Raw genomic sequence first — 26,010 nt, 5'->3', positions numbered from 1 at the left:
GAACATTAAAGGCAGGCGCGGCGGCTGCCAAGGCCACCACCCGCGATTTAGCATGATCTGCCGTGGAACGACGGAGGTTCACGCCCGCCAGGAGACGCCGGCCCGGGAGGCCCTCCAGGCCCGAGCGGTGCTCTGACGGTCGGTCTCTGTGGACGGCTCAGCCTGCCCGTATCTCGCCGCGTCCTGCGGCGGGGCCGCCCCACAGATACCGGCGATTGTGGGCCGGAAACTCCTTGCGCAGCAGTCGCGCTGACCACGCTACGACCCCGCCGGAAACCGGGTTTCCAGCGCGGCGAGATGGACCTGCTGATAGTTTGTTCGATTGTGAAACTGGTGGTGCAGGTGAAGCTCCTGCCGACGCCGCAGCAGGCGGCGGCGCTGGAAGCCACGCTGGACGCCGCCAACCGAGCGGCGAATCTGGTCGCGGCACTGGCGTTCCAGCACCACTGTTTCCGCAACTTCGACCTGCGCAAGCACACCTACGACCGGATCAAGGCCGAGTTCGGGCCGGCCGCCCAGGCCGCCCAGCATGTGATCAAGAAGGTGTGCGACGCCTATCGCACCCTGCACGCCAACCTGGCCGCCGGGCACCTGGGCAAGCCCGGATCGCCGCGCCGGGCCGCCATCGAAGCCCGGCCGATCTCCTTCCGGTCGCCGGCGGCCCAGCCGTATGACGACCGGTGCCTGTCCTGGCAGCATGACGCGCGGACGGTGTCGATCTGGACGACCGCCGGGCGGCTGAAAGGGGTGACCTTCACCGGCTCGGCGCGGCAACTGGCGCTGCTGGCCGTCCATCGACGCGGTGAGTCGGATCTGATCTGCCGGGACGGGATGTGGTTCCTGCATGCCACGGTCGAGGTGGCCGACCGGCCGCCATCGGAACCGGACGGCTTCGTCGGGGTGGATCTGGGCATCGCCAACATCGCCACCACCTCCGATGGGGTCCGTCATCGCGGCAAGGGCCTGAACGCGGTCCGCCACCGTCATCGCCGGCTTCGCCGCCGCCTGCAGGCCAAGCGGACCAAGTCCGCCAAGCGGCTGCTGAAACGGCGGCGTCGTAGCGAGGCGCGGTTCGCCGCGAATGTCGCCCACGTCATCGCCAAGAGCATCGTGACCGAGGCAGAACGCACCGGGCGCGGGATCGCTCTGGAGGATCTCCAGGGCATCCGCGAACGGGTACGGCTTCGCAAGCCCCAGCGGGTCACGCTGCATTCCTGGAGTTTCCACCAGCTCGGAGCCTTCATCGCCTACAAGGCGGTCCTGGCAGGAGTGGCCGTGATTCTCGTGGATGCGGCCTACACCTCACAGCAGTGCTCGCGCTGTGGGCATGTGGACAAGCGCAACCGGCCTGACCAGGCCACCTTCAGATGTACGTCGTGCGGTTTCGCTGAGCACGCCGACGTCAACGCAGCCCGCAACATCGCCTCACGCGGTGAGACGGGCTGGGCAGTGAGTCACGCTGCCTGACGCGGACCGGACCGTCGAAGCCATCGACGGCGAGGAGCTGCAAGCTCGGTCGTTCACGGCCGAGAAGCTGACCGGAAGTAGTGTCCCTCGTCGAGATCGGCGAGCAGCCCCCGCCGTACGGGCCGCCAGCCGAGCAGCTCGCGGGTCAGCTTGCTGGAGGCCGGGGCGTCCGTGCCGGCGAAGGCGGCCAGCCAGCCGAAGTGCGCGCCCGCCTCCCCCTCGGGGATCGAGGCCACCGGCAGCCCCAGGTGGCGGCCGAACACCTCGGCGATCGCGCGGAACGGCACCCCTTCCTCGGCGGCGGCGTGCAGCACCGACCCCGCGGGGGCCCGCTCCAGCGCCATCAGGAAGAGCGTCGCGACGTCGAGGCGGTGCGCGGCCGGCCACCGGTTGGACCCGTCGCCCACATAGCCCGCCACGCCCTTGTCGCGGGCGACGCCGACCAGTGACGCCATGAAGCCGTGGTCCCCCTCGCCGTGCACGGTCGGGGGCAGCCGCAGGACGATCGACCGTACGCCCCGCTCCGCGAGCGCGACGGTCAGCCGCGCGGTCTCCCAGCGGACGGCGGGGCCGGCGGGCACGCTGTCCGCGGGCGGGTCGTCCCGCTCGGTGGACACCCGGCCGGGCAGCAGCCCCAGCAGGCCGGAGGCGAGGACGAACGGCCGGCCGGAGCCCGCCAGCGCCTCCCCCATGACCTCGACCGCGCGCCGGTCGGCGGTGGCGGCGGCCTCGAAGCCGCCGCTGAAGGCGAGGTCGTGCTTGAAGGCGAGGTGAATCACGCCGTCGGCGGCGGCGGAGGCGTCCCGCAGGACGTCGAGGTCGTCGAGGGCGCCCCGGCGGACCTCCGCGCCGGCCACGGCGAGCGCGTCCGCCGCGGCGTCGGACCGGGCGAGCCCGATGACCTGGTGTCCCGCGCCGATGAGCTCGGGGACGAGGGCGGATCCGATCCAGCCGGACGCGCCGGTGACGAAGACACGCATGAGAAGACCTCCGGGAGAGCCGGCGGGCAGGCTGACGCCGCCCCCGACTGATGTCAGTTGCTGTCATCAGCAGGATAGCCCGCGATGTCAGTAACTGTCATCAACTATGATCGGGCCATGGGGCGATGGGAGCCGAACGCGCGCGGCCGGCTTGAGGAGGCCGCGCTGGAGCTGTACGGCGAGCGCGGCTACGAGCAGACGACGGTGGCGGAGATCGCCAGGCGCGCCGGGCTCACCGAGCGCACGTTCTTCCGGCACTTCGCCGACAAGCGCGAGGTGCTGTTCGGCGGCGGGAAGCTGCTGGAGGAGCGCCTGACGGCGGCCGTCGCCGCCGCGCCCGACTCGGCCGGGCCGCTGGAGGCGGTCGCGGCGGCGCTCGACGCCGCCGGGCCGCTGTTCCAGGAGCGCCACGAGCGCTCCCGCAGGCGTCAGGCGATCATCCTCGCCCACGCCGAGCTGCGGGAGCGCGAGCTGATCAAGCTGGCCACGCTCGCCAGGGCACTCGCCGGCGCGCTGCGCGAGCGCGGGGTCGGCGAGCCGGCCGCAAGCCTCGCCGCCGAGGCGGGCATCGCGGTCTTCAAGATCGCCTTTGAACGCTGGACGGACGAGCCCGGCGAGGCGGACCTGCGGCAGGCGATGCGGGAGGCGTTCGCCGAGCTGAGGGCCGTGACGGCGGGCACGCCGGGCCCGTGAACGCGAGCGCCACCCGCCCGGAGCTTCCGGACGGGTGGCGGGGAGAAGGGCCGCGCTAGTGGCTCGTCACCGAACGTTAGTCGGGTAATCGATCTCGGGCGGTGGACCCGTCGGCCGGCTCCCAGGGCTTAAGCCCTCCTGGGGAGGCGCAGCCATAAGCGTAAGCTGGACAGACTCTTAGATCTCAGAGTGGGCTGGCATCCTGCCCATTGGCTTCCAGGGCCTAGGATGACGCGCGATGAATGAGCCTGATGCGGAGAGTCGGCAGTTGCTGGATGTCCTGCGGGCTGACCCGGAGTCTTGGTCCGGTCTGGGCTTCGCCCCCGCCGAGGATGACGACACCTGGGACGCCAACGCCGAACGTCGTGCGGCGGTGTTGGCTGCGATTCTGTTCGATCCGCGGGCCGCTGATCGGGCTTTGCTGAGGTTCCTGCTGCAGCAGGATATTCGGGAAGCTGAACAGTTCTGGGGTGTGTCCGACGGGCTGAGACTCGGCATGTTGTTGCTGGCAGAGCATCGCTGCGTGGATGATGCCTGGCTGCAGTGGAGCGCGAAGATCGCTAACTTCGACACGGAGATGGGTCTGGATCTGTGGGCTGTTCTCGCTGGTGGTGTGGTCGCGGTGCGGTCGATGGTGGCGGCAAGTGATCATCCGGAGCGCGACGAACTCCTAGAGCGTCTGGCCGAAGAGCCGTATGTCGATGCCACGGATGAGGATGTCGAGCGTTGGTTGCTGAAGCAGCGCATTCAGTATTTCCAGGCCCCTCACGCAACCTTGGACGGGTAACTGGTCCAGCTCCTGATGGGTGAGCTGGCTGCGGAGTTCGTCTTGGGCTGGGCTCGGGCGTTGCGCCAGCGCACGTACGTGCCGATCGCCGCGTTCTGCTCGTCGTGGCTGCGGTGATCGGTGCCGTTGAGCGCGTAGTAACGCAAGGCGGCGAACTCGGACTCGATCCAGTTCAGCCACGAGCCATAGGTCGGCAAGAACACCAGCTCGACATCGTTGGCCGCGGCCCGGGAGCGGACCTGAGGATGCTTGTGCGGGGAGTAGTTGTCGGCGATCACATACAGCTTCTCGCCAGGCCATCGGGCGCGGAGCGTCTTGAGGAAGGACAAGTACTCCCGCCAGCGCTTGCGGGTGCGGATGCGGTAGTAGAGCTTGCCGGTGGCCAGGTCGAGTGCGGCGATCATCTGCATCACGCCGTGGTAGCGGTGGTAGGTGGCGCGCAACCGCGCCGGCGAGCGGGCCGGCCACCAGCGCTTACCTTTGCGTGGCATTAGGTTCAACGGGCCGAACTCATCGACGCAGATCACCCGCCCGTCGGCCGGTGGGTGATCGTATAACTCCAGCACGCGCTGCATCTTGGCGCTGAAGTGCGGGTCGGTGGAGGCCTTCCACGTCGTGGTGGTCTGCCAGCTCACCCCGCCCTTGCGCAGGATCCGCCGCAGATGTCACGGCTGATCGCCGCCACGACACCCCGCGCGATGAGGTGCTCGGCCAGGGTGCGCAGGCTCCAGGTCGACATCCCTTCGATGCCCCACTCGGTGGGGGCCGTCGTGGCGATCAGGCAGATGTGCTCACGCACCTGCTCACTGATCGCCGGTGGACGGCCCCCGCTCCATTTTGGGTCCAGCGCGTCGAACCCCCGCTCGTTGAAAGCGTGGATGACATCGCGCACGTAGTCGTCGCTGACCTGCATCAACGAGGTGATGTCCGGAACGCTTTGGCCTTGGCCGGACATCATCGCCCCGATCGCCCGCCGCAGCTTGACCGGATCCTTCGCATTACGCGTGATCCGCTGCAGCTTGCGGCCTTCCTCCATCGTCAGCGGCCGGACGAACACCTCCGGTCGGCGAGCCACGACCACCTCCATGTTGTGAAAGCAGCCAGCCTGACGGGTTCACCGCCCGAGATCAATTACCCGTCCAACGATCGGTGACGGGCCACTAGAACGTGACCGGGACGCCGCCGAAGCTCACGACGAGACGGCCGTCCGAGGCGAAGGACCAGCTCAGCGCGCCACTGTAGGACGAGCAGCGCGAGCCGTTCGAGCCGCTCCAGAACTGGTTGGAGCTGTCGGAGTTACCGACGATCTTGTCGTTGCTCCCGCTGCCGCTGCGGCAGGAGGTGTTGCCGCGGAAGACCGAGGTGCCGCCGTCGAAGGAGAAGTTGCGCTCGGAGTTGTCGATGCTCACGTTGTCGGAGATCGTCATGGTGCCGAGGTTGCGGTTGTAGGTGAAGCCGTGCTTGCCGTTGCGGTAGGCGATGTTGCGGCGGATGACGTGGTTGACGGATATGTCCTCGCCGCCGAGCTTGTAGCCGTTGCGGTCGCCGTTGCCGGCCTGGCCGCCGTTGCTCAGGGTGCCGTTGCCGTAGGCCAGGGAGTCCTCGATGGTCACCACGCCGATGGGGCCGGTGTCGGTCTTGGTGTAGAGGTCCCAGCCGTCGTCGATGTTGTTGCGGGACACCGCGTAGCGGAAGACGTTGCCGGAGCCGACCGTCAGCTTGGCGGCGAAACCGTCGGCGTCCTCGCCGTCGGAGTCGGCGTTGTCGTGCGACAGGACGCTGAGCATGAGGTTGTTGGCCGGCCACTGGCTGTTCGGGGTGTCGGAGGCGATCCGCGAGAGCTGCAGGCCGGTGTCGCGGTTGTAGCGCGTCGTGGTGCGCTCGATGATGTTGTCGCTGCCGCCGACGAAGATGCCGTTGTCGCCGGCCCGCTCGACGACGATGCCGTAGACGTGCCAGTACGCCCCGTTCACCGCGAGCCCGCGGTTGGCCGGGTCCTCGCTCTGGGCCGAGAAGTTCAGCACCGGGGTCTCGCCCGGGTAGGCCGACAGTTTCTTGCGGGCGCTGGAGGTGCCGTTGTTGCCGGGGGCGATGGTGACGGTCTGGGCGTAGGAGTAGGTGCCGCCCCGCAGGTAGATGGTGCCGCCGGCGGCGATCCTGGTGATCGCCGAGGTGAGTGTCGTCGGGTCGGACTGCGTGCCGGTGGCGCTGTCGCGGCCGCTGGGTGACACGTACAGGGTGCCGCTCGCCGGCGGGGGCGTGGTGGTCGGCGTGGTGGTGGGGGTGCTGGTCGGCGTGGACGTGGGGGTCGGGCCGGCGCCCGCGGGGCTGAGCGTCCACTGCTTGGTGGAGACCGAGTCGCAGGAGTTCTGCTGGAGCAGGGCTCCGGAGGAGGTGGCGTTGTCCTTGACGTTGAGGCACTTGCCGCCGTTGGCGTTGACGATGCGGTAGTTGGCGCCGGAGGCGGTGAGCTGCCAGGTCTGGGAGGTGGCGCCGGTGCAGCTCTCCTGCTGGACGGGCTTGCCCGCGCTGGTGGAGGCGTCGCGGACGCCGACGCACTTGCCGCTGTGCCGGGCGGTGATGCGGTAGGCGGACCCGCCGGCCGTGAGGGTGAAGACCTGCCCGGCGGCGCCGGTGCAGGAGGTCTGGCTCAGTTGGACGCCGTCTCCGGTGGCGGCGCCGGGGACGGTGGCGCACAGGCCGCTGCCCGCGTTGACGAGGGTGTAGGCGCCTTCGGCGGGGGCGGCCGAGGCGGGGGCGCCGAGCACGGCCACCAGGCCGCCCGCGGCGAGGACGCCGGCGGCCAGCGTGACGGCCGCTCTGCGTCCCGGGAAATGGTTGTTGCGCACGTCCGGCTCCGTTCGGTCGGTTCGAGGCATGGCGCTGCAGAGCTCGCAAGGGGGGAATACCAACCGGTTGCAGTCACAGTGACGTTACCTGCCGGAAACGTCAATACATCCAGGTAAAACTGCAAACGGCGCCGGGAGTTCTGGCTGGCTGCGCGAAGATTCCTGCAACAACCGATTGCAAGAATCCTGCAATCGGAGCCGGTTTCGACAGGCGGGAGCGGGCTGCCGGGCCCTCAGTCCTCCCAGCGCCGGGCGTTGCCGTCGTGGAGGGTGCCGGGCGGGTCGGGGATGACGCAGAACCGCAGGCCCGCCGGGTCCTCCATGATCCACCAGCGGCCTTCCACGTTCTGTACGCGCTTGGCGCCCAGACGCTCCAGCCGGGCCGTCTCGGCCTCGACGTCGTCGGTGTGGATGTCCAGGTGCACCCCGGCCGGCCCCTCGCCCAGGCGCTGGACCAGCAGCCCGAAGTCGCCGTCGCCCAGCATGGCGCCGTGGAACTCCGGGAAGGAGGGGAAGTTCTCCATCGCAGCGCCGGTCGCGCCCTGCCAGAAGGCGAGCTCGTCGGCGTGGTGGCGCTCCTCGACGTCGATCACGATGCGGCAGAGCTTGCTGTAGTGCGGCACGTCGTCCTCTTTCCATCAGGTACGGCGATCATTCCGACCGCCTCGCGCCGTACCGTACGGGGAAGCGCAGACAGGTGGCAAAGCGGCCTCACGCACCGGCCCGTACGTGCGCCGCACCCCAGTCCCCCGGCGGCTCCCGGGTCGCCGAGGCACGACAGGAGGGCGTCGGCCAGGTCGTCCGGCGACGCCGGTCCGCGCCGCACCCAACCGCCGTCCTGTAGCCCGAGAGCGGCGGCCCGCGCCATGACCTCTCCGGCCACTTCTCTGCCACCTGGAGTGCCCTCTCTTCTCCCACACGGGTGGATTCGAAGAGTGAGCATTCTGCTACAGGATGTGACCGAGCCGAGGCGGCGACCGCCGTCCGGCACCGGACACGAGGAGAGACATCATGAGGAAGACCCACGTCACCCGCATCGCCGCCGCCTCCGCCGCCGCGCTCGCCACGATGGCCGTCCTGGCCGTCCCTGCAGCGGCGGCACGCGCGGGTGACATCTGCCTGTACACCGGCCGCAACTTCTCGGGGGCGCACTGGTGCTGGAACCCGGGCAACGGATACGTGGACGTGCCGCCCGCCCTGCACGACAACGTCGGCTCCTTTCGCGCGCAGGCGAACGGCTGCTTCATCAACTGGATCCAGGTCCCCACCAGGAAGGAGACGCGCGTCGTCCGTAACGGCGACTACCGCACCGTCTACGACAACGACTTCGGCGGCAAGATCGACGCCGTGGCGCCTCAGTGCTGATCCGCGCGCGCGGGTCCACGCCGGACCCGCGCCGGCCTGCTGATGGCCGTCGCGAGCGCATGGGCGGGGCCAGGCTGGGTACTGGCCCGCCCACCATGGCGGCGGTACGACGGCGAAGGCGGGTGGCAGGTGGGCCTGACGGTGGCGTTGAGGCATCGGTTCGGGCGGCGCGGCCGGCGGCTGCGGGCCGCGGCGCGGCGGCGGTTCGGGTGGGAGCGGCTGCGGCCGGGCCAGCAGGAGGCGATGGAGCACCTGCTCGCGGGGAGGGACGTGCTGCTCGTCATGCCGACGGGGGCCGGCAAGTCGGCCGTCTACCAGCTCCCCGCGCAGCTCCTCGACGGCCCGACGGTCGTCGTCTCGCCGCTCATCGCGCTCCAGCGCGACCAGGTGGCGGGCCTGCTGAAGGCCGACGCGGGCGGCGCGGTGGCGGTCAACTCGACCACCTCCGTGGACAGCGGGCTGGAGCAGGTGACGGCGGGCGCGGCCGAGTTCGTTTTCCTGTCGCCGGAGCAGCTCGCCAAGGCGGACGTGGTCGAGCGGCTGGCGTCGGCCCGGCCCTCGCTGATCGCGATCGACGAGGCGCACTGCGTCGCCGCGTGGGGGCACGACTTCCGGCCCGACTACCAGCGGCTCGGCAGGGTCGTCGAGCGGCTCGGGCATCCGCCGGTGGTGGCGATGACGGCCACCGCCGCGCCGAACGTCCGCGAGGAGATCGTCCGAGCGCTCGGCCTGTCCGACCCCGTGGAGATCGTCCGGGGGTTCGACCGGCCGAACATCGCGCTGGAGGTCCGCCGGTTCGTCCGCGAGGAGGACAAGAGCCGGGCGCTGGTCGAGCACGCCGCCGGGCAGGACGGCCTCGGCCTGGTCTACGCCGCCACCCGCAAGGACACCGAGCGGTACGCCGCCGCGCTGGCCGAGCGGGGGCGGCGGGCGGAGGCGTACCACGGCGGGATGCGGGCCGCCGAGCGGACCCGCGTCCAGGAGCTGTTCGCCGCCGGGGACCTGGACGTGGTGGTGGCGACGTCGGCGTTCGGGATGGGCATCGACCGGCCGGACGTCCGGTACGTGCTGCACGCCGCGCCGCCCGAGTCGCCGGACGCCTACTACCAGGAGATCGGCCGCGCGGGACGGGACGGCGCGCCCGCCTCGGCGGTGCTGTTCTACCGGCCGGAGGACCTCGGCCTGCGCCGCTTCTTCACCGGCGGCCGGGCCGACGCGGGGACGCTGCTCCGGGTGGCGGCGCTGGTCCGCGAGCGCGGCGGGGCGGTGCCCGCGCGGGAGGTGGCCGGGCTGCTGGAGCTGAGCGCGTCCCAGCTCACCCGGCTGGTCAACCTGCTGGAGCGGGCGGAGGCGCTCGCCGTGACCGACGCCGGCGACCTCCGGTACGCCGACCCCGGGCTGCCGGCCGAGCGGGCCGCCGAGCGGGCGGCGGCCCTGGACGAGGCCCGGCACCACCTGGACCGGTCGCGGATCGACATGATGCGCGGCTACGCGGAGACCCGGGGGTGCCGCCGCCGCTTCCTGCTGGCGTACTTCGGGGAGCCGTACGCGGCGGGGGCGTGCGGCTCGTGCGACACCTGCCGGGACGGCGAGGCTCCGGAGCCGCCGCCCCCGGCGGACGAGGGGCCGTTCCCCGTGGGGGCGAAGGTGACGCACAGGACCTGGGGCCAGGGGACGGTGATGGGCCGCGAGTCCGACCGGATCACCGTCCTGTTCGACTCGGTCGGCTACAAGACGCTGGCGCTGAGCGCGCTCGACCACGTCCTGACACCCGGCGACGGGCCGGGTTAGGGGTCGCGCCTGCTCAGCAGCTTCGGCAGGGCCGCCAGCGTCGCGCCGCCCGCGCCGCCCGCGCCGAGCAGGGCGCCCGGCCACTCCGCGCCGGTGGCCAGGACGAGCGCGCAGGTGATCGCGGCGATCACGACGGTCACGGTGAGCGTGAGCAGCTGGCGCGTGGTGAACATGGGTCCTCTTCTCTGAAGCGGTCAGGGGCGGTCGTCGGCCCAGAAGTCGATGAGCTCCTCGGGGGTGAGGTCCCCGGGGCGGCCGGCGGGAGGGGTGCGGCCCGTCGCCAGGACCCAGGTCGTCAGCAGCGTGACCAGCAGGCGCTCGTCCGCGAGGCAGGGAGCGTCGGCACGGTAGGCGATGCTCGACGGGCGCATGGGCAGGGGCATGGGCGGCGGCCTCCCGGTGGGTGGATCGCGGCCCACCCTGCCGGTGCGGGGAAGCGGCCGGCCACCGGTCCAAACGTGCCCGGACGGGGCCGTACGAGCCCGGAAAGAGCGGCGGCAATGCCGCCAATATCCGTAATTCTCGGCATTCATCCGGATTTATCCGGACTCGTCCGGACGGAATAACAAAGAGAAGTCCCGACCCGCTCCTGAGACCTTTGGGGCGGCGATTGACCGGCGTGACCCCGGTCGCCGAACGAGACGGGATTCGTCAATCATCGCGGGTTGCGAGGAAATTTCTGGAACTATGGCCGCATTCATCCACCTCCGAGTTCACCAGGGACGATGACGGACACCTACCGGGCGGGACCGCATTCCGCCTTCATCGCCGCGCTCATAGAGTTGCGGGAAGCGGCCGGGCAGCCGAGCTATACCCAGATGCATCGGTTGTCCCGCGTGCAGGGCACACCCAAGGAGCTGCCCGCGAGCACGCTCAACGACATACTCAACGGCAAGCGGGAGCGCCTGCCGGACTGGGGGCTCGTCGCCTCCTTCGTCGCGGTCTGCCGGCGCCACGCCGAGCAGACCGGCCTGCCGGCCGGCCCTCTCGGCACCCTGGAGGAGTGGGCGGCCCGCTGGCGCGCCGCCCGCAACGAGCCGCCGGCCCGCCCGCGGGTCACCGGCTCGTACGACCCCTACACGACGCCCCCCGACGAGGCGGAGCGGCGCACCACCAGGACCGTCGCGCGCCTGGTCCGCCTGGCGGGCGACGGCGACCCCGACGCAGCGTGCCGGCTGGCGATCATCGACCTGCTGACCGGCGACCTCGCCGAGGCGCGGTACTGGATCCACGCCGCGGCCCGGCGCGGCCATCCGGACGCCCGCGCCCTCGCCGCCCATCCGCGGCCGGTCGAGCTCGCGGCCGGCCTGTCCTTCGCCTACGGGGAGGCGTGCGAGCAGGGGGGCCCGGCCAAGCTCCGCATCGCGCGGTTCTACTACCGGCTCGCCGCCGGGCGGGGTCACCCGGGCGCCGCCGAGCGCCTGCGCGTGCTGCGCGCCGTCCCGTTCGGCAAGCCGCTCCCCGCTCCCCCGCGGGCGGACGACGCCTGAGACTCAGTCGACGGGCACGGGGATGCGCGCCTCGACCTTGAACGACGCCCGGTCGGCGCGGTAGACGTCGCGGGCGAACTCGATGCAGCGGCCCTCGGCGGTGTAGGTGCGGCGGGTCAGCAGGACGCCGTTCGAGGCGCTGCGCACCTGGAGCCGGGCGCATGAGGCGTCGTCGATGACGATCGACTCGATGACGGCCGACGCCTGCGTGGGGACGACCCCGTACTCGTTGCGCAGGACGTGCCAGAGCGAGCCGGTGAGCGGCTGCTCCAGCAGGCCGGGCGTGAGGGCGCTCGGGAAGTAGGTGGTCTCCAGGGCGATGGGCTCGTCGTCGGCGAAGCGGAGCCGGTGCAGGGCGTGCACGGTCTCCTCGCCCGCGAGGTCGAGCGCCGCCCGCGCCGAGGGGGTGGGCGGGCGTTCCTCGGCCCAGATGAGCTGGGCGGACGGCCGCCGCCCGGCCAGGATGATCTCGTCGGAGAAGCTGCCGATGTGGAAGGGCACGCGGGGCTCGGCGACGAACGTGCCGCGCGGCGGCCTGCGGTAGACGTACCCCTCCTTCTCCAGGAGCGCGAGGGCCTGCCTGGCGGTCATCCTGCTGACGCCGTAGGTGTCGCTGAGCTCGCGTTCCGACGGCATGAGGGTGTGCGGGCCGAGCTTGTCACCGGTGATCCGGTCGCGGAGCTCCGCGGCGATCGAGACGTAGCGCGGAGATGTTGCGGTCTTGTGAACTCTCGTCCCCATGGTTGACACCTTAGCCCGCTTGGACGGTACCTTGCGGTCTACACCACATGGTATATACCAAGGAGGAGGTTGCGATGAGTCAACACAACACCGACAGCGACGAGCTGGCTCGCTTCGGTTATGAACAGTCCTTCGAACGGCGGACGGGCAAGTTCGCGTCGTTCGCGGTGGCCTTCGCGTTCGTCTCGATCGCGACCGGCATCTTCACCACCTACGGGTCGGTCCTGAACTCCTCGGGCCCGCTCGGCATCTGGACCTGGCCGATCGCGGTGGTCGGCCAGCTCGCGGTGGCCCTCGTCATCGGCTCGCTGGCCTCCCGCATCCCGGTGACCGGCTACGCCTACCAGTGGACCTCCCGCCTGGCCAACCCCGTGCTCGGCTGGATCATCGGCTGGATCTCGTTCATGTTCCTCGCGGTCGTGGTCGTGGCCGTGGACTACACGGTGGCCTCGACGGTGCTGCCCGTCCTGCTGGACTACGAGGCGAACGGCTTCGTCACCTGGGCGGTCACCGCCGTGATCCTGCTCGGGCAGGCCGCGCTCATCGGCAGCTCGACCAAGTGGACGGAGAAGGTCAACAACGCCGCCGTCTCGGCCGAGCTCGTCGGCATGGTGCTGCTGACCGTGCTGCTGCTCGTGGTGGCCGCGATCCGCAACAACATGGACTTCAGCAACCTGTGGAGCCGGGGCGCCGTCGCGGCCGAGGGCTACTGGAGCTTCGGGGAGGCGACCTCGGCGGGCCCGTGGATGCTGGGCTTCCTGCTGGGCGCGTTCACCATCGTCGGCTTCGAGTCGGCGGCCAACCTCGCCGAGGAGACCAACGACCCCGAGCGGGTGGTGCCGCGTGCCATGTGGCAGGCCGTGCTCGCCTCGGGCGTGCTGGGCTTCCTGTTCCTGGTCGCGGTGACGCTCGCGGCCGGCGACCCGGTGGCGCTGGCGGCCTCGGGCACCCCGATCGCCGACGTCATCAAGAACACCCTGGGCCCGGTCGTGGCCACGCTCCTGCTGCTGCTCGTCGTGCTGGCGATCTTCGCCTGCGGCCTGGTCATCATGATGACCGGCACCCGCCTGACCTGGGCGATGTCCAGGGACGAGCGTTTCCCCGGCTGGCGGCAGTGGAAGAAGGTCTCGCCGCGCTTCGGCACCCCGCTGCGCGCGACGCTGTTCTACGTGGTGCTCGCCGAGGTGATCCTGGGCCTGTTCTCGGCCTTCTCCGAGGACGCGCTGTTCACCCTGTTCGGCGCGGCCACGCTGCTGCCGGCCGTCATCTACGCCGCGACCGTCGCGCTCTACCTCACCAAGCGGCGGGCGCTGCCCGAGGGCGGCAAGTTCGATCTCAGCGGGTGGGAGAAGCCCGTGCTGGCGGTCTCCGTGGTCTGGCTGGTGTTCGAGCTGTCGCTCTTCCGCGACGCCTCCTTCCGCGACGCCTGGCTCTACGTTCTGGTGATGGTCGTGATCGGCGCCGCCTACCTGGTGACGCTGCTGGCGACCCGGGGCCGCCGGGCGCTCGACATGCCCGACATGCACTCGATCGACGCCGCGTTCGCGCAGAAGGAGCAGAGCTGACGATGCACATCCTCGCCATCGACCAGGGCACCTCCGGGACCAAGGCCATCGTCGTGGACGCGGCCGGGACGGTCCTGGCGATCGCCGAGGAGGGCCTGCGGCCCCGCTACCTGGACGGCGGCGGCGTCGAGCAGGACCCCCAGGCCCTGCTCGCGTCCGTCCTGACCGCCGGGCGGCGGGCCGCGGCCGAGGCCGGGGTGCCGCTGGACGCGGTCGCCCTGGCCAACCAGGGTGAGACCGTGCTCGCCTGGGACCCCCGCACCGGCGAGCCGCTCACCCCCGCCGTGGTCTGGCAGGACCGCAGGGCCGAGCGGTTGTGCGCGGAGCGGGCCGCGCACGCCGGGCGGGTCGCCGAGCTGACCGGCCTCGTGCTCGACCCGTACTTCTCGGCGCCGAAGATGCGCTGGATCCGGGACGAGCTCACGACCGAGGGCGTCGTGACGACCACGGACACCTGGCTGGTGCACCGGCTGTGCGGGGCGTTCGTCACCGACGCCTCCACCGCCTCCCGCTCGCTGCTGCTCGGCCTGGACGACGCCCGCTGGAACGACGAGCTGGTAGAGCTGTTCGGCCTCGGCGGCGAGCGGCTGCCGGAGATCGTCGCCAGCGACGCCGTGGTGGGCACGACCAGCGCGTTCGGGCCCGAGCTGCCGGTGACCGGGCTGATCGTGGACCAGCAGGCGGCGCTGCTGGCCGAGTCGTGCCTGGAGGCGGGCACCGCCAAGTGCACGTACGGCACGGGCGCGTTCCTGCTCGCCCAGCTCGGCGGCTCGCCCGCGCGCTCGGCGTCCGGGCTCGCCACCTCCATCGCCTGGCGGCTGCGCGGCGAGACCCGCTACTGCGTGGACGGCCAGGTCTACACGGCGGCCTCGGCCGTGCGCTGGCTCGCCGACCTCGGGCTCATCAGCGGCGCGGCCGAGCTCGACGCCGTCGCGGCGCCGTCCGGCGACGGGGTGCTGTGCGTGCCCGCGCTCGCCGGGCTCGCCGCGCCGTGGTGGGACGCCGGCGCCACCGCCTCCTTCACCGGCATGACGCTCAGCACCGGCCGCGGCCATCTCGTACGTGCCCTGCTGGAGGGCGTCGCCGCGCAGGTCGCCGCGCTGGCCGAGCTGGCCGGGGCGGATCTCGGCGCGCCGCTGACCCGGCTGCGCGCCGACGGCGGCCTCACCCGCTCCCGCGTCCTCATGCAGGCGCAGGCCGACCTCGCGCAGATCCCCGTCGAGGTCTACCCGTCGCCGCACGCGACCCCGCTCGGCGCCGCCGCCTGCGCCCTCATGGCTCTCGACCCCGCACTGGACCCGGCCACCGCCACGGGCGGCTGGCGGCCGTCGGCGGTCTACGAGCCCGCCTGGCCGGCCGAGCGGGCCGCCGCGTACCTGGAGCGATGGCAGGCCGCCGCCCGCGCCACCCTGTCCGTGAACTCCGAGGAGCACTCATGACCTCGTACGACGTCGCCGTGATCGGCGGCGGCATCGTCGGCTCGGCCATCGCCCGCCTGCTCGGCGGCGCCGACCTGTCGGTCGCGCTGCTGGAGGCCCGCGGCGACGTGGGCGACGGCACCAGCAAGGCCAACACGGCCATCCTGCACACCGGCTTCGACGCCAAGCCGGGCACCCTGGAGTCGCGCCTGGTCGCCCGCGGCTACCACCTGCTCGGCGAGTACGCCGCCGCCACCGGCATCCCGGTCGAGCGCACCGGCGCGCTGCTGGTCGCCTGGAGCCAGGAACAGCTCGACGCCCTGCCGGGGCTGCGCGACAAGGCCGCGCGCAACGGCTACACCGCCTGCGAGATCGTGGACGCGGCCGAGGTCCGCCGCCGGGTCCCCGCGCTCGGTCCTGGCGCGCTCGGCGGCCTGACCGTGCCGGGCGAGTCCGTCATCTGCACCTGGACCACGAACCTGGCCCTCGCCACCGACGCCGTCAACCGCGGCGTACGCCTGCTGCGCGGCCACCGGGTCACCGCGGTCCACCAGGGCGCGGACGCCACCCGGCTCACCACCACCGCGGGCGAGGTCACCGCCCGGTGGGTGGTCAACGCCGCCGGACTCGGCGCCGACCGGCTCGACGCGCTCTTCGGCCACGACCGCTTCACCGTGACGCCGCGCCGCGGCGAGCTGCTGGTCTTCGACAAGCTCGCCCGGCCGCTCGCGCCCTGCATCGTGCTGCCGGTGCCGTCGTCGGCGGGCAAGGGCGTGCTGGTCAGCCCGACGATCTACGGCAACGTCATGGTCGGCCCGACCGCCGAGGACCTGTCGGACCGCACCGCCACCGGCACCTCGGAGGCGGGGCTCGCGTTCCTGTGGGAGAAGGCGGCCGCGCTCATGCCGGCGCTGACCGAGGAGGAGGTCACCGCCACGTACGCGGGCCTGCGGGCCTCGGCCGGCCGCGACGACTACCTCATCGACCTCGACGCCGGGCAGCGCTACCTCCTCGTCGGCGGCATCCGCTCCACCGGCCTGACGGCCGGGATGGCGATCGCCGAGCACGTCGCGGGGCTGCTCGGCGAGCACCTGGACCTCGCCCAGCGGGCCGGGCTGCCCGCGCCGCCGCGCATGCCCAACCTCGGCGAGGCGTTCACCCGCCCGTACCAGGACGCCGCCGCGATCGCGGCCGACCCCGAGTACGGCCGGGTGGTGTGCTTCTGCGAGCGGGTCACCCGGGGTGAGCTGCGCGACGCCCTCGCCTCGCCGGTCCCGCCCGCCGACCTGGAGGGGCTGCGCCGCCGTACGAGGGTCATGAACGGGCGCTGCCAGGGGTTCTACTGCGGCGCCCGGGTACGCGAGATCTTCGAGGGGGAGAACGAATGACCGAGCGCGTGCGGGTGGCCGTGATCGGCGGCGGCCCGGCCGGGCTGACCGCGGCGGCCGCCCTCGCCCCGTCCGTGGCCGGCGACGTCCTGGTGCTGGAGCGGGAGGTCGAGACCGGCGGCATCCCCCGGCACAGCGACCATCCCGGCTACGGCCTGCGCGACCTGCGCCGGTTCATGTCCGGCCCCGAGTACGCGCGCCGGCTCACCGGCTCGGCCCGCGAGGCCGGGGCCCGGCTGGAGACCGAGGCCATGGTGACCGGCTGGGCCGGGCCGCGCACCCTTGAGGTGACCTCGCCGCGCGGCCGGCGGCTGGTCGAGGCGGACGCGGTGGTCCTCGCGACCGGCGCCAGGGAGCGGCCCCGCCCGGCCCGGCTCATCGCGGGCGACCGCCCCGACGGCGTCTACACCACCGGCCAGCTGCAGAACCTCGTGCACCTGCACCACCGCGAGGTCGGGCGGCGGGCCGTGATCGTCGGCGCGGAGCTGGTGAGCTGGTCGGCGGTGCTGACCCTGCACGAGGCGGGCTGCCGCACGGTGCTCATGACCAGCGAGTACGACAAGCCGGAGGCGTACACCGCGTTCCGCGTGCCGGGGCGGCTGGCCTTCGGCGTGCTGGTGCGCGCCCGCACCCGCGTGGTCGCCATCCACGGCAAGGGCCGGGTGACCTCGGTCGAGATCGAGAACCTGGACACCGGGCAGCGTCACCGCGTCCCCTGCGACACGGTGATCACCACCGGCGACTGGATCCCGGACCACGAGCTGGCCCGCGCCGCCGGCCTCGACCTGGACGAGGGCACGCGGGGGCCGCGCGTGGACACCTCGCTGGCCACGAGCGTGCCCGGCGTGTTCGCGGCCGGGAACCTGCTGCACCCGGTCGACACCGCCGACGTCGCGGCGCTCGACGGCCGGCACGTCGCCGCGGCCGTCCTCGGCCATCTGGCCGGCGAGCCCGCGCCGGGCGGCGGGGTGCCGCTGGTCGCCGAGGCGCCGCTGCGGTGGGTCGCGCCGCAGCTCGTCAGGCCCGGCGGCCCGCCGCCCTCGCGCGGCAAGCTGCTGCTGTGGTCGGACGCCTTCCGCACGCTCCCCCGCGTCACCGCCACCCAGGACGGGCGGGTGCTCGGCCGTGCCCGCCTGCCGTGGCCGGCCGCGCCCGGACGGGTCTTCCGCGTCCCGTACTCGCTGGTGGCGGGGGCCGACCCGGCGGGCGGACCGGTACGTCTCACGCTGGCCTGACCGGCGGGACGTCCTCCAGGTAGGCGGCGGCGCGAACGTGCACGACATGCATGGATGCATGTCGTGCACGTTTGTCGCTAGGGTGGCCGGCGAGACCCTGCCCGCCCAGGAAAGGATGCGCCCATGGCGTCCACCAGCGACCGGCCCGAGTCCCCCACCGCGATGCGGCGCCTGCTGCCCGCCGACATGGTGGAGCGGGGCGCGTGCCCGTTCGACCCGCCGGCCGGGCTGCGCGAGCTGCGCGGCAAGGGGGCGATCCGGCCGCTGACGCTGGGCAACGGCGCGCCGGCCTGGCTGGTCACCGGCCTGGAGGAGGCGAGGGCCGTGCTCGGCGACCCCCGCTTCAGCGCCGACCGGGTCCGCCACCCCGACGCCACGAGCCCCGGGCCCGCCGCGCCGCAGGTCGAGAGCCGGACCGACGGGATGTTCGTCTTCATGGACCCGCCGGAGCACACCCGGCTGCGGCGGCTGCTGACCGGCCAGTTCACCGTACGGCGGATGCGGGCGCTGGAGTCGCGCGTCCGCGAGATCGCCGTCGAGCACCTGGAGGCGATGCGGGCCGCGGGCACCGAGGCCGACCTCGTGCCCGCGTACGCGCTGCCGATCCCCTCCCTGGTGATCTGCGAGATGCTCGGCGTCGACTACGCCGACCGCGCCCAGTTCCAGAGCAACACCGCCGTCGCCCTCAACTCCGACACCCCCGACGACGAGCGGGCCCGCGCCGGGCTGGAGCTGTACGGCTTCATCCAGACGCTGGTCGACGCCAAGAAGGCCGAGCCGGGCGACGACATGCTGTCCGGGCTCATCCACGACGCCGACCCGCCGCTGACCGACGCCCAGCTCGTCGACATGGCGCTGGTGCTGCTCGGCGCCGGCCACGAGACGACCGCCAACATGCTGGCCCTCGGCACGTTCGCGCTGCTGGAGAACCCCGAGCAGCTCGCCGCGCTGCGCGACGACCCCGGCCTGCTGGACAACGCCGTCGAGGAGCTGCTGCGGTTCCTGTCGATCATCCAGATGGGCGTCAGCCGGGTGGCGACCGAGGACGTCACGATCGCCGGGGCCGACGTCCCCGCGGGCGCCACGGTGATCATCGCCACGCCCGAGGCCAACCGCGACCCGCGCCACTGGGACGACCCTGACCGGCTCGACGTCCGCCGCCGCCGGGTCTCGCACCTGGCCTTCGGGCATGGCGTGCACCAGTGCCTCGGCCAGCAGCTCGCCCGCGTGGAGCTCAAGGTCGGCCTGGGCGAGCTGCTGGCCCGGCTGCCGGACCTGCGCCTCGCCGTACCGGCCGGCCAGGTGCCGCTGCGCAACGAGATGCTGATCTTCGGCGTGCACTCCCTGCCGGTGACCTGGGGCCCGTGAGATGAGCGAAGCCGGCGCGCCCGCGGTGACCGGGCGGCGCGAGCGCAAGAAGCTGGCCACCCGCGCCGCGCTCCGGGAGGCGGCGCTGCGGCTGGCCGCGCGCCACGGGGTGGAGCGCGTCACCGTCGAGCGGATCGCCGCCGAGGCCGACATCGCGGTGCGGACCTTCTTCAACTACTTCTCCAGCAGGGAGGAGGCGATGGTCGCCACGCTGGCCGCCGGGGCGGAGGCGCTGATCGCCGAGTTCCGCGCCCGGCCGCCCTCCGAGTCGGTGCTGACGGCCCTGCGGGAGGCGGCGCTGCGCGTGCTGCGGGCCGGCGACCTCGCCGGGCCGGAGCAGATCCAGGCGCTGCGGCTGATCGTGCGGGCCCCCTCGCTGGAGCCGCAGCGGCTCGCGGTGTTCGCCGCCCAGGAGCGGGCCCTCGCGGCGGCCATCGCCGAGCGGGTGCCCGCCGTGGCCGGCGCCCGCTACCCGGCGCTGTGCGCGGCCACGGCGCTGACGGCGATGCGTCTCGTCCTGGACGAGTGGCTGGACGACGCCGCCGCGTCCCGGGCGGCACTGCGGGAGAGCCTGGACGAGGTGATGGCCGAGCTGGCCGCGGGCCTCGACCGGCCCGGCGACTCGTAGTACGCGGGAGCTACGCGCGAAGTTCGCTCCGCAGCGGGAGTCGGACGGCCCCCGGTGATCCGTACGGTCGGCGTGGACGATCACCGACCACCGAGGGACCGCCATGCTCTTCTTCCCCACCCCTCCGAAGCCCCGTCCGCCGCGCCCGGGGGCGCTCCGGGCCGGGCTGGCAGCGCTGATCATGGGGGCGGTCGTGTGGCCGGCGACCGGGGCGGCGCGGCCGGGGGCGGTGCCCGCGCCCGTGCCCGCGCCCGTCCCGCCGCTGGCCGTCCCGCTCGGCGACGGGCTCGCCACGCGGTACGCGGCCGCCCGCGCGGAGATCCTGGCCGCCGTACGGACCGCGGACCGCCACGGGCATCACCGGCGGGCCGCCGCGCTCCGCGAGATGGCCGTCCCAGCCCGCCGCTTCCTGGCCTTCGACGGGCGGGACGGCGGCCGGGCGGCGGAGGTCTTCGGCGACCTGCCCGCCGCCCGCGCGATCGCGGTGCTGGTCCCCGGCGCGGGCGTCGACCTCGACCGGTACGGCCCGCTGCGCGGCGGCGCGACGCGGCTGCGGGACACGCTCGGCGGCGGCTCCGCCGTGGTCGCCTGGCTCGGATACGCGACCCCGAGCAGCGTGAGCCTCCAGGCGCTGACCCCGGCCCGCGCCGACGCGGCGGTCCCCGCCCTGCGCGCCTTCGTACGCGAGCTGCGCGCGGCCAGGCCGGCGGCGCGGATCTGGCTCGTGTGCCACTCCTACGGCTCCGTCGTGTGCGGCCGAGCCGCCGGCGGGCTGGACGTGACCGGCGTCGTGCTGCTCGGCGGCCCCGGCGCGGGCGTCGCCACCGCCGCCGCGCTGGGCCCGTACGCCGAGGTGTGGGCGGGCCGGGCAGCCGGTGACTGGGTCGCCCTGCTGCCGCACGTGTCCGTCGAGCTGCCGTTCGCCACGGTGGGGCTGGCCGCCGACCCGGTGTCGCCCGGGTTCGGCGCCCGGGTGCTCGACGCGGGCGCCGGCGGGCACGGCGACTACCTGGCGGCCGGCTCCCCGGCGCTGGCGGGCGTCGCGCGGATCGTGGCGGGGGCGGGTGGCGGCGATGGATGACCGTCCCCGGCAGGTGCCGCCACGGGCCCGGCCGCGTCGCTACGCTGGAGCGGCCGGACGCGGGGACGGCCGGGGTGGAGGCGACGTGAGGCGGAAGCAGGAAGCCGGGCGGCGTGGTCTCCTCGCCGCCTTACGCGCCGACCTGTGGTCCACGGCCGCCGACCCGCTCCCCCGGATGCGCGGGCCGCGCCCGCTGGCCCGGCTGCCGCACGTCCTCGTCGTCCTGTACGCGCTGGTCCTCGGCCTGTTCCCGGACGGCGCGGGCATCGACCCGACGGTCCCGCTGCTCGCGACGGCGCAGGCGGCGGCGCTGGTGGCCGCGATGTTCCGCCCGCTGCCGGCGTTCTGGGCGTCGCTCGCCGTCGTGCTGGCCGGAGCCCGTGCCGGGATGACGTACCTGCCGCAGACCCTCACCTTCCCCTGGATGGTCGAGCGGGAGGCGCCCGGCGCGCCGCTCATGCCGAGGATCCTGTACGCCGACCCGGTGGCGTTCCCCTGGACGGGGTCGGGGATCTTCCTGCACGCCGGGGTGCTGTTCCTGCTGGCCCTGCGGGTACGGCCCCGCGCGGCCGCGGAGACGCTGGCGGTCAGCGTGCTCGCCGCGGCGGCGTGCGTGGTGTTCCTGCCCGAGCAGACGGGCGGCACGCCGGTGGTCGCCGTCCCCGTGTACGCGCTCGCCGTCGCCTCGGGCACGATGGTCCGGATGCTGAGGACGACCAGGACCCGGCTGGAGGCCCAGGAGGAGCTGACGGCGGAGGAGCGCGCCCACCGCACGCTGCTCCAGGAGCGCAGCAGGATCGCCCGCGAGCTGCACGACGTGGTGGCGCACCACATGTCGGTGATCTCCATCCAGGCGCAGGTGGCGCCGCACCTCGTCCACGACCCGCCGGACGAGCTGCGGGAGAACCTGGCCGGCATCCGCGGGAACGCCGTCGAGGCGCTGACCGAGCTGCGCAGGATCCTCGGCGTGCTGCGCACGGAGGACACCGCGGGCCACGCGCCGGGGCAGGCGCCGCAGCCGACGCTCGACCGGCTCGGCGAGCTGCTGGCGAACGTGCGCGGCGCGGGCGTCACGCTCACCGTCGAGATCGCGGGCGAGCGGCGTCCGCTCGCGCCCGGCGTGGAGCTGTCGGCGTTCCGGATCGTGCAGGAGGCGCTCAGCAACGCGATGCGGCACGCGCCGGGCGCGGCCGTGACGCTCCGGCTGGGTTACCGGCCGGACGCCCTCACGATCCGGGTCGTCAACGCCGCCCCCGCGAAGCCGGCGCCGCCTTCGGACGGCGGGCACGGGCTGCCGGGGATGCGCGAGCGCGCCGCCATGCTCGGCGGCGACCTGGCCGCCGGGCCGACGCCGGACGGCGGCTACGAGGTCAGCGCGTACCTGCCCGCCGGTACGCCGGCGGCCCCGGAGAAAGGTGACGAGACCCTCTCATGACGAGCATCCGCGTGCTCATAGCCGACGACCAGGCGATGGTGCGCCAGGGCTTCACCGTGCTGCTCGACGCCGAGCCGGGCATCGAGGTCGTCGGCCAGGCCGCGAACGGCCTCGACGCCGTCTCCATGGCCGCCGCGCTGAACCCCGACGTCGTGCTCATGGACGTGCGGATGCCCGAGCTCGGCGGCATCGAGGCCACCCGCCGCATCGCCGCCCGTCCTGGCACGACGGTGAAGGTCCTGATGCTGACCACGTTCGACCTGGACGACTACGTGTACGAGGCGCTGCGCGCCGGCGCGTCCGGCTTCCTGCTGAAGGACGCCTCGGCGGCCGAACTGGCCCAGGCGGTGCGGGTCGTCGCCGCCGGGGACGCGCTGCTCGCGCCGGCCGTCACCAGGCGCCTCATCGCCGAGTTCACGCGGCTGAGCGCCGGGCCGCGCGCCCCGCTCAAGGAGCGCCTCGGCGACCTGACCGAGCGGGAGACGGAGGTGCTGGCGCTGGTCGCGCAGGGCCTGTCGAACGCGGAGATCGCCGCCGGCCTGGTGGTCGCCGAGCAGACGGTCAAGACGCACGTGAGCCGGATCCTGGTCAAGCTCGGGCTGCGTGACCGGACGCAGGCGGCGGTGTTCGCGTACGAGACGGGCCTGGTCCGCCCGTCCGGCTACTGATCCCGCCTGGCCTGCCACTGCCGTACCCAGGCGCGGCCGTAGTCGTTGCCGTGCGGGGTGCGCAGCACGGTGTGGACGTGGAACGGCTTGGGGGTGTCGTAGTCGAGGAAGACGCCGCAGTGGTGGTCGAGCTCGGCGACGATCACCGGCGACTGGAGCCGGTAGTAGAAGACGTCGCCGGGCCGGTGCCCGCCGATCCAGCAGAACCAGGTCTCCCTCAGATGGGCGGCGACCTCCCTGAGCCGGGCGGCGCGCGGCCCCTCCGGCAGGAGCCCGGCGAACGTGCCCGCGATCGCCAGCGCGTGCTCCTGGGCCTCGGCGGGCATGTCGGCGACCCGGAGACCCTCGACCGGGATCACCCGGTTGTCCTGGAACGCCCCGGCCAGGTGGCGTTCGTCGCCCGGATCCACCCGGCCCTCCGGCATGGCCGGATCGACCATCCGCTCGTAGACGACGGCCTGCCGGCGCTGCTCGGCGGGCAGCGCGGCCATCAGCCGCAGCCCCAGCTCCACACGGTCGGCGAACACGTCGCGCAGCCCGGCGTGCGGGCCCGCGTCGATCTCGTCGGGCTCCGCACCGAGGAACACCGGCGACAGCGCCATGCGGCCCTCGACGACCAGGCAGTTGAGCGCGCAGTGGTGGCCGTAGAGCTGCCAGCCCCACGGGGCCCGGAGGTCGGGGGTGCCGTAGAGCGCGAGGTTGTAGCTGAACTCGTTGAGGATGGTCTCCAGGCCGACGACCTCGCCGAGGAAGCCGTTGATGAGCATCATGGCGCGCGCCAGGTGGTAGCCCTCGGGCGAGAGCGAGGCCCGCACCAGCGCCAGGGCCTTCTCGCGGACGGGCTCCGGCTGGAGGTCCAGGCGCAGGCCGGTGTCGAACTGCAGGAACTCCGGGTTGGCCCAGGTCTGCCACTCCACGGCGTCCACCGGATGACCGATGCGGGCGCGGCCCTCGTCGTCGAGGGCGGCGAGCAGGTCGCGCGCGGCGGCGACCATGGCCGCGACGGGCGCCTCCTCGCCGGGCTCGGCGGGCGTCAGCGGGTGCAGGCCCTCGCGGAGGACGCCGTTCTCGGTGACGCCGCGGAACTCGTTCCTGTAGAGCGGCGTCCAGTTCGCGACCAGGCCGCCGGTGAACGTGCCCGGTCTCCTGGCGAGCTCGCCGTAGGCGTACGGGTCGAGGCCGCGGATCTCGGCCAGGCGCGGGTGGTCGTGCGGGAACAGGTGCCGTCGGTACTCACCGGGCATGACGGGCTCCTCCGGCGTTCAGGGGGTGAGGGGACGGGGTGGGGCTCAGGGGGCGGGGGTGCGGTGTGCGGCGACGGCGGCGCGGACCGCGGCCTCGTCGCCGTCGGCGATGGCCTCGACCAGGTCGGCGTGAACCTGGTAGCGGGCGGCCCGGTACGCCGCCCGCGGGTCGTCGGCGGGGCGGTCGTCGGCGGGCCGGTCGTGGTCGTCAGAGGGCCGGTCGTCGGCGAGGCGGGCGGAGGTGGTGCCCAGGTGGCCGAGGGTGCCGACGTAGACGGCCCGCGCCATCGCGTTCGGGCTGATGGCGGCGATCCGCTCGTGCAGCGCCCAGTTGGCGCGCATGAAGCCGTCCCAGCCGGGCGCGGCGCGCAGCCGGCGCAGCAGGCGGCGCAGGTCGGCGACGTCCTGGGCGGTGCGGTGCCGGGCGGCGGCGAGGTCGATGAGCTCTTCGAGGTGCTCGCGCAGCTCGATGGCGTCGGCGACCGCGCCCGGCTCGTCGGCGACGCTCAGCAGCGTGTGCCGCAGCCGCACCACCGGCCCGCGCTCGGCCGCGAACAGCCCGCCCCCGCGCCCCGGCCGGATCTCCAGCACGCCCCGGTCGCGCAGCAGCCGGACGGCCTCGCTGACCGTCGCGTAGGCGAGGCCGGTCTCGGCGCGCAGCGACTCCAGCGTCCCGACCGGCTCGCCGGGGGCGAGCCCGCGGACGCGCTCGTCGAGCGCGGCGGCCAGCCGCTCGGCGCGGGTCCGCGCGCCCTGCCCGACGCCGGCCAGGGGTTGTCCGGAGGAGGAGGTCTGCGGCATAGTCGCCATCCAAGCACAAACCTCCGAACCTTTAGAAGGTTTCACGGCGGGCAGCGAGGAGAGGGCCGATGAGGATCGCAGGCATCCGCAGGGACGGCGGCCCGGTCGAGGTGGCGTCGCTGTCGCCCGACGGCACGACGGTCACCGTGCTGGCCGGACTGGAGGAGTTCTGGGCGGGCGCGGCCGGATGGCTGTCCAGGGAGCCGGCCGGCGAGACGGTCCCGGCCTCGGCGGTCGCCTTCGTGCCGCCGGTGCTGCCGGGCGCGCGGGTGATCTGCGTCGGGCTCAACTACCTCAGGCACGTGGCCGAGGGCTCGTACGCGGGCGAGGGCGTCCCGCCGCACCCGACGCTGTTCGCCCGCTGGACGCGCTCACTGACCGTGGGCGGCGCCCCGGTGCCGGTGCCGTCGGGCGAGGACGGCCTGGACTGGGAGGGCGAGGTCGTGGCGTACGTGGGGGCGCCGCTGGCCGACGCCGACCCGGACGAGGCGCTGGCCGCCGTGGCCGGCTACTCGGCCTTCAACGACATCACCTCGCGCCGGGCGCAGAAGCTGACCAGCCAGTGGACCCTCGGCAAGAACGGCGACAACTCCGGTCCCCTCGGCCCTCTGGTGCCCGCCGCCGAGGTCGGCGACCTGCGTGACGGGCTGCGGGTGCGGACGCGGGTCAACGGCGAGGTCGTCCAGGACGGCCGCACCGACGAGATGGTCTACACCGTCGGCGACACGCTCGCCCTCATCTCCCGTACGTTCACGCTGCGGCCGGGCGACCTGCTGGCCACCGGCACGCCCGCCGGGGTCGGCTACGCGCGTACGCCGCCGTGGCTGCTGCGGCCGGGCGACGAGGTGGAGGTCGAGGTCGAACGGCTCGGCAGCGTACGCAACCCGATCGTCGCCAACGACGCCCGGCTGCCCGCCGCCTGAGGCGGCCGCGGCCCGCAACCGTTGCACACTGCCATGAACAGGCCGGGGCCCGTCGCGCGTATCTCATGACGAGCGGCGCCCTCCGCCCGGACG

26 protein-coding genes are annotated in these 26,010 nt (G+C 73.3%); 16 read left to right on the top strand and 10 right to left on the bottom strand.

Annotated elements, in window-relative coordinates; translation table 11 throughout:
* Window positions 1–297 precede the first annotated feature (297 nt).
* Window positions 298–1,467: an RNA-guided endonuclease InsQ/TnpB family protein gene (locus Nocox_RS17140; RefSeq protein WP_219495628.1), complete on the top strand. Its 1,170-nt coding sequence runs from the start codon at window positions 298–300 to the stop codon at window positions 1,465–1,467.
* Window positions 1,468–1,520: 53 nt separating this feature from the next.
* Here the strand turns inward: Nocox_RS17140 and Nocox_RS17135 are convergent, their stop codons facing one another.
* Window positions 1,521–2,447: an SDR family oxidoreductase gene (locus Nocox_RS17135; RefSeq protein WP_020547762.1), complete on the bottom strand. Its 927-nt coding sequence runs from the start codon at window positions 2,445–2,447 to the stop codon at window positions 1,521–1,523.
* Between the two features lie 117 nt (window positions 2,448–2,564).
* Between Nocox_RS17135 and Nocox_RS17130 the strand changes: the two genes are divergently transcribed.
* Window positions 2,565–3,140 (top strand): TetR/AcrR family transcriptional regulator, encoded by a 576-nt coding sequence (locus tag Nocox_RS17130; RefSeq protein ID WP_020547763.1) that lies wholly within the window; start codon window positions 2,565–2,567, stop codon window positions 3,138–3,140.
* A gap of 238 nt (window positions 3,141–3,378) precedes the next feature.
* Window positions 3,379–3,927: a hypothetical protein gene (locus tag Nocox_RS17125; protein ID WP_020547764.1), complete on the top strand. Its 549-nt coding sequence runs from the start codon at window positions 3,379–3,381 to the stop codon at window positions 3,925–3,927.
* On the opposite strand, the gene Nocox_RS17120 is transcribed toward Nocox_RS17125, so the two are convergent.
* The 4 genes from Nocox_RS17120 to Nocox_RS17105 all read right to left on the bottom strand — a co-directional run bounded on the left by Nocox_RS17120 (window position 3,906) and on the right by Nocox_RS17105 (window position 7,399).
* Window positions 3,906–4,562, bottom strand: coding sequence for an IS630 family transposase (locus Nocox_RS17120; RefSeq protein ID WP_020547765.1), 657 nt, complete (start codon window positions 4,560–4,562; stop codon window positions 3,906–3,908). The genes Nocox_RS17125 and Nocox_RS17120 overlap by 22 nt on opposite strands.
* The gene (locus Nocox_RS17115; protein WP_020547766.1) at window positions 4,559–5,014 is read right to left on the bottom strand and encodes a helix-turn-helix domain-containing protein; all 456 of its coding nucleotides are present in this window, start codon (window positions 5,012–5,014) and stop codon (window positions 4,559–4,561) included. Before Nocox_RS17115 ends, Nocox_RS17120 begins: the two co-directional genes overlap by 4 nt.
* Window positions 5,015–5,087: 73 nt before the next feature.
* Window positions 5,088–6,776, bottom strand: a complete 1,689-nt coding sequence (locus Nocox_RS17110) for an RICIN domain-containing protein (protein WP_020547767.1) — start codon at window positions 6,774–6,776, stop codon at window positions 5,088–5,090.
* A gap of 233 nt (window positions 6,777–7,009) precedes the next feature.
* Window positions 7,010–7,399, bottom strand: a complete 390-nt coding sequence (locus tag Nocox_RS17105) for a VOC family protein (protein ID WP_020547768.1) — start codon at window positions 7,397–7,399, stop codon at window positions 7,010–7,012.
* A 388-nt stretch (window positions 7,400–7,787) separates the two neighbouring features.
* Between Nocox_RS17105 and Nocox_RS17100 the strand changes: the two genes are divergently transcribed.
* Window positions 7,788–8,141, top strand: coding sequence for a peptidase inhibitor family I36 protein (locus Nocox_RS17100; protein WP_020547769.1), 354 nt, complete (start codon window positions 7,788–7,790; stop codon window positions 8,139–8,141).
* 141 nt (window positions 8,142–8,282) lie between these two features.
* Window positions 8,283–9,932 carry a RecQ family ATP-dependent DNA helicase gene (locus Nocox_RS17095; protein ID WP_033411610.1) on the top strand — a complete coding sequence of 550 codons (1,650 nt, stop codon included), beginning with the start codon at window positions 8,283–8,285 and terminating at the stop codon, window positions 9,930–9,932.
* Here Nocox_RS17095 and Nocox_RS17090 read toward each other — a convergent pair.
* Window positions 9,929–10,105: a hypothetical protein gene (locus Nocox_RS17090; RefSeq protein WP_020547771.1), complete on the bottom strand. Its 177-nt coding sequence runs from the start codon at window positions 10,103–10,105 to the stop codon at window positions 9,929–9,931. The genes Nocox_RS17095 and Nocox_RS17090 overlap by 4 nt on opposite strands.
* A gap of 21 nt (window positions 10,106–10,126) precedes the next feature.
* The gene (locus Nocox_RS17085; RefSeq protein ID WP_020547772.1) at window positions 10,127–10,315 is read right to left on the bottom strand and encodes a hypothetical protein; all 189 of its coding nucleotides are present in this window, start codon (window positions 10,313–10,315) and stop codon (window positions 10,127–10,129) included.
* 453 nt (window positions 10,316–10,768) lie between these two features.
* On the opposite strand from Nocox_RS17085, the gene Nocox_RS17080 reads away from it, so the two are divergent.
* Entirely contained in the window at window positions 10,769–11,422 is a 654-nt protein-coding gene (locus tag Nocox_RS17080) for an SEL1-like repeat protein (RefSeq protein ID WP_157383530.1), read from the top strand.
* A gap of 3 nt (window positions 11,423–11,425) precedes the next feature.
* On the opposite strand, the gene Nocox_RS17075 is transcribed toward Nocox_RS17080, so the two are convergent.
* Window positions 11,426–12,163: a GntR family transcriptional regulator gene (locus tag Nocox_RS17075; RefSeq protein ID WP_020547774.1), complete on the bottom strand. Its 738-nt coding sequence runs from the start codon at window positions 12,161–12,163 to the stop codon at window positions 11,426–11,428.
* 74 nt (window positions 12,164–12,237) lie between these two features.
* On the opposite strand from Nocox_RS17075, the gene Nocox_RS17070 reads away from it, so the two are divergent.
* From Nocox_RS17070 to Nocox_RS17030, 9 genes are all read left to right on the top strand, one after another.
* Window positions 12,238–13,728: an amino acid permease gene (locus Nocox_RS17070; RefSeq protein ID WP_020547775.1), complete on the top strand. Its 1,491-nt coding sequence runs from the start codon at window positions 12,238–12,240 to the stop codon at window positions 13,726–13,728.
* 2 nt (window positions 13,729–13,730) lie between these two features.
* Window positions 13,731–15,167 (top strand): FGGY family carbohydrate kinase, encoded by a 1,437-nt coding sequence (locus Nocox_RS17065; RefSeq protein WP_020547776.1) that lies wholly within the window; start codon window positions 13,731–13,733, stop codon window positions 15,165–15,167.
* Window positions 15,164–16,534 (top strand): NAD(P)/FAD-dependent oxidoreductase, encoded by a 1,371-nt coding sequence (locus Nocox_RS17060; RefSeq protein ID WP_020547777.1) that lies wholly within the window; start codon window positions 15,164–15,166, stop codon window positions 16,532–16,534. The genes Nocox_RS17065 and Nocox_RS17060 overlap by 4 nt, the downstream gene beginning before the upstream one ends.
* Complete coding sequence (locus Nocox_RS17055; protein ID WP_020547778.1) at window positions 16,531–17,769, top strand: NAD(P)/FAD-dependent oxidoreductase; 1,239 nt, start codon at window positions 16,531–16,533, stop codon at window positions 17,767–17,769. Before Nocox_RS17060 ends, Nocox_RS17055 begins: the two co-directional genes overlap by 4 nt.
* A gap of 123 nt (window positions 17,770–17,892) precedes the next feature.
* Window positions 17,893–19,137, top strand: a complete 1,245-nt coding sequence (locus Nocox_RS17050; RefSeq protein WP_020547779.1) for a cytochrome P450 — start codon at window positions 17,893–17,895, stop codon at window positions 19,135–19,137.
* A gap of 1 nt (window position 19,138) precedes the next feature.
* On the top strand, window positions 19,139–19,765 hold the full coding sequence (locus Nocox_RS17045) for a TetR/AcrR family transcriptional regulator (protein WP_020547780.1): 627 nt from the start codon (window positions 19,139–19,141) through the stop codon (window positions 19,763–19,765).
* Between the two features lie 103 nt (window positions 19,766–19,868).
* The gene (locus tag Nocox_RS17040; protein WP_020547781.1) at window positions 19,869–20,846 is read left to right on the top strand and encodes an alpha/beta hydrolase; all 978 of its coding nucleotides are present in this window, start codon (window positions 19,869–19,871) and stop codon (window positions 20,844–20,846) included.
* Between the two features lie 85 nt (window positions 20,847–20,931).
* A complete protein-coding gene (locus Nocox_RS17035) occupies window positions 20,932–22,281 on the top strand; it encodes a sensor histidine kinase (protein WP_020547782.1) in 1,350 nt (449 codons plus the stop codon).
* The gene (locus Nocox_RS17030) at window positions 22,278–22,949 is read left to right on the top strand and encodes a response regulator (protein WP_020547783.1); all 672 of its coding nucleotides are present in this window, start codon (window positions 22,278–22,280) and stop codon (window positions 22,947–22,949) included. Before Nocox_RS17035 ends, Nocox_RS17030 begins: the two co-directional genes overlap by 4 nt.
* Here Nocox_RS17030 and Nocox_RS17025 read toward each other — a convergent pair.
* Together Nocox_RS17025 and Nocox_RS17020 are read right to left on the bottom strand one after the other, a co-directional pair.
* Window positions 22,943–24,193: a DUF3500 domain-containing protein gene (locus Nocox_RS17025; protein ID WP_020547784.1), complete on the bottom strand. Its 1,251-nt coding sequence runs from the start codon at window positions 24,191–24,193 to the stop codon at window positions 22,943–22,945. The two genes, Nocox_RS17030 and Nocox_RS17025, sit on opposite strands and share 7 nt — an antisense overlap.
* A 45-nt stretch (window positions 24,194–24,238) precedes the next feature.
* Entirely contained in the window at window positions 24,239–25,003 is a 765-nt protein-coding gene (locus Nocox_RS17020) for a FadR/GntR family transcriptional regulator (RefSeq protein WP_157383531.1), read from the bottom strand.
* Between the two features lie 59 nt (window positions 25,004–25,062).
* Between Nocox_RS17020 and Nocox_RS17015 the strand changes: the two genes are divergently transcribed.
* Window positions 25,063–25,917 (top strand): fumarylacetoacetate hydrolase family protein, encoded by an 855-nt coding sequence (locus Nocox_RS17015; RefSeq protein ID WP_020547786.1) that lies wholly within the window; start codon window positions 25,063–25,065, stop codon window positions 25,915–25,917.
* Window positions 25,918–26,010 lie beyond the last annotated feature (93 nt).

It is taken from the genome of Nonomuraea coxensis DSM 45129 (genome assembly GCF_019397265.1).
Taxonomy (GTDB): domain Bacteria; phylum Actinomycetota; class Actinomycetes; order Streptosporangiales; family Streptosporangiaceae; genus Nonomuraea; species Nonomuraea coxensis.
This window is presented reverse-complemented; position numbering and strand designations above follow the sequence as displayed.

Coding starts and splice junctions, on each gene's coding strand:
- Nocox_RS17140 (WP_219495628.1), top strand. CDS start 298: ATGGACCTGCTGATAGTTTGTTCGATTGTGAAACTGGTGGTGCAGGTG.
- Nocox_RS17135 (WP_020547762.1), bottom strand. CDS start 2,447: ATGCGTGTCTTCGTCACCGGCGCGTCCGGCTGGATCGGATCCGCCCTC.
- Nocox_RS17130 (WP_020547763.1), top strand. CDS start 2,565: ATGGGGCGATGGGAGCCGAACGCGCGCGGCCGGCTTGAGGAGGCCGCG.
- Nocox_RS17125 (WP_020547764.1), top strand. CDS start 3,379: ATGAATGAGCCTGATGCGGAGAGTCGGCAGTTGCTGGATGTCCTGCGG.
- Nocox_RS17115 (WP_020547766.1), bottom strand. CDS start 5,014: ATGGAGGTGGTCGTGGCTCGCCGACCGGAGGTGTTCGTCCGGCCGCTG.
- Nocox_RS17100 (WP_020547769.1), top strand. CDS start 7,788: ATGAGGAAGACCCACGTCACCCGCATCGCCGCCGCCTCCGCCGCCGCG.
- Nocox_RS17090 (WP_020547771.1), bottom strand. CDS start 10,105: ATGTTCACCACGCGCCAGCTGCTCACGCTCACCGTGACCGTCGTGATC.
- Nocox_RS17085 (WP_020547772.1), bottom strand. CDS start 10,315: ATGCCCCTGCCCATGCGCCCGTCGAGCATCGCCTACCGTGCCGACGCT.
- Nocox_RS17075 (WP_020547774.1), bottom strand. CDS start 12,163: ATGGGGACGAGAGTTCACAAGACCGCAACATCTCCGCGCTACGTCTCG.
- Nocox_RS17070 (WP_020547775.1), top strand. CDS start 12,238: ATGAGTCAACACAACACCGACAGCGACGAGCTGGCTCGCTTCGGTTAT.
- Nocox_RS17065 (WP_020547776.1), top strand. CDS start 13,731: ATGCACATCCTCGCCATCGACCAGGGCACCTCCGGGACCAAGGCCATC.
- Nocox_RS17060 (WP_020547777.1), top strand. CDS start 15,164: ATGACCTCGTACGACGTCGCCGTGATCGGCGGCGGCATCGTCGGCTCG.
- Nocox_RS17055 (WP_020547778.1), top strand. CDS start 16,531: ATGACCGAGCGCGTGCGGGTGGCCGTGATCGGCGGCGGCCCGGCCGGG.
- Nocox_RS17050 (WP_020547779.1), top strand. CDS start 17,893: ATGGCGTCCACCAGCGACCGGCCCGAGTCCCCCACCGCGATGCGGCGC.
- Nocox_RS17045 (WP_020547780.1), top strand. CDS start 19,139: ATGAGCGAAGCCGGCGCGCCCGCGGTGACCGGGCGGCGCGAGCGCAAG.
- Nocox_RS17040 (WP_020547781.1), top strand. CDS start 19,869: ATGCTCTTCTTCCCCACCCCTCCGAAGCCCCGTCCGCCGCGCCCGGGG.
- Nocox_RS17030 (WP_020547783.1), top strand. CDS start 22,278: ATGACGAGCATCCGCGTGCTCATAGCCGACGACCAGGCGATGGTGCGC.
- Nocox_RS17025 (WP_020547784.1), bottom strand. CDS start 24,193: ATGCCCGGTGAGTACCGACGGCACCTGTTCCCGCACGACCACCCGCGC.
- Nocox_RS17020 (WP_157383531.1), bottom strand. CDS start 25,003: ATGGCGACTATGCCGCAGACCTCCTCCTCCGGACAACCCCTGGCCGGC.
- Nocox_RS17015 (WP_020547786.1), top strand. CDS start 25,063: ATGAGGATCGCAGGCATCCGCAGGGACGGCGGCCCGGTCGAGGTGGCG.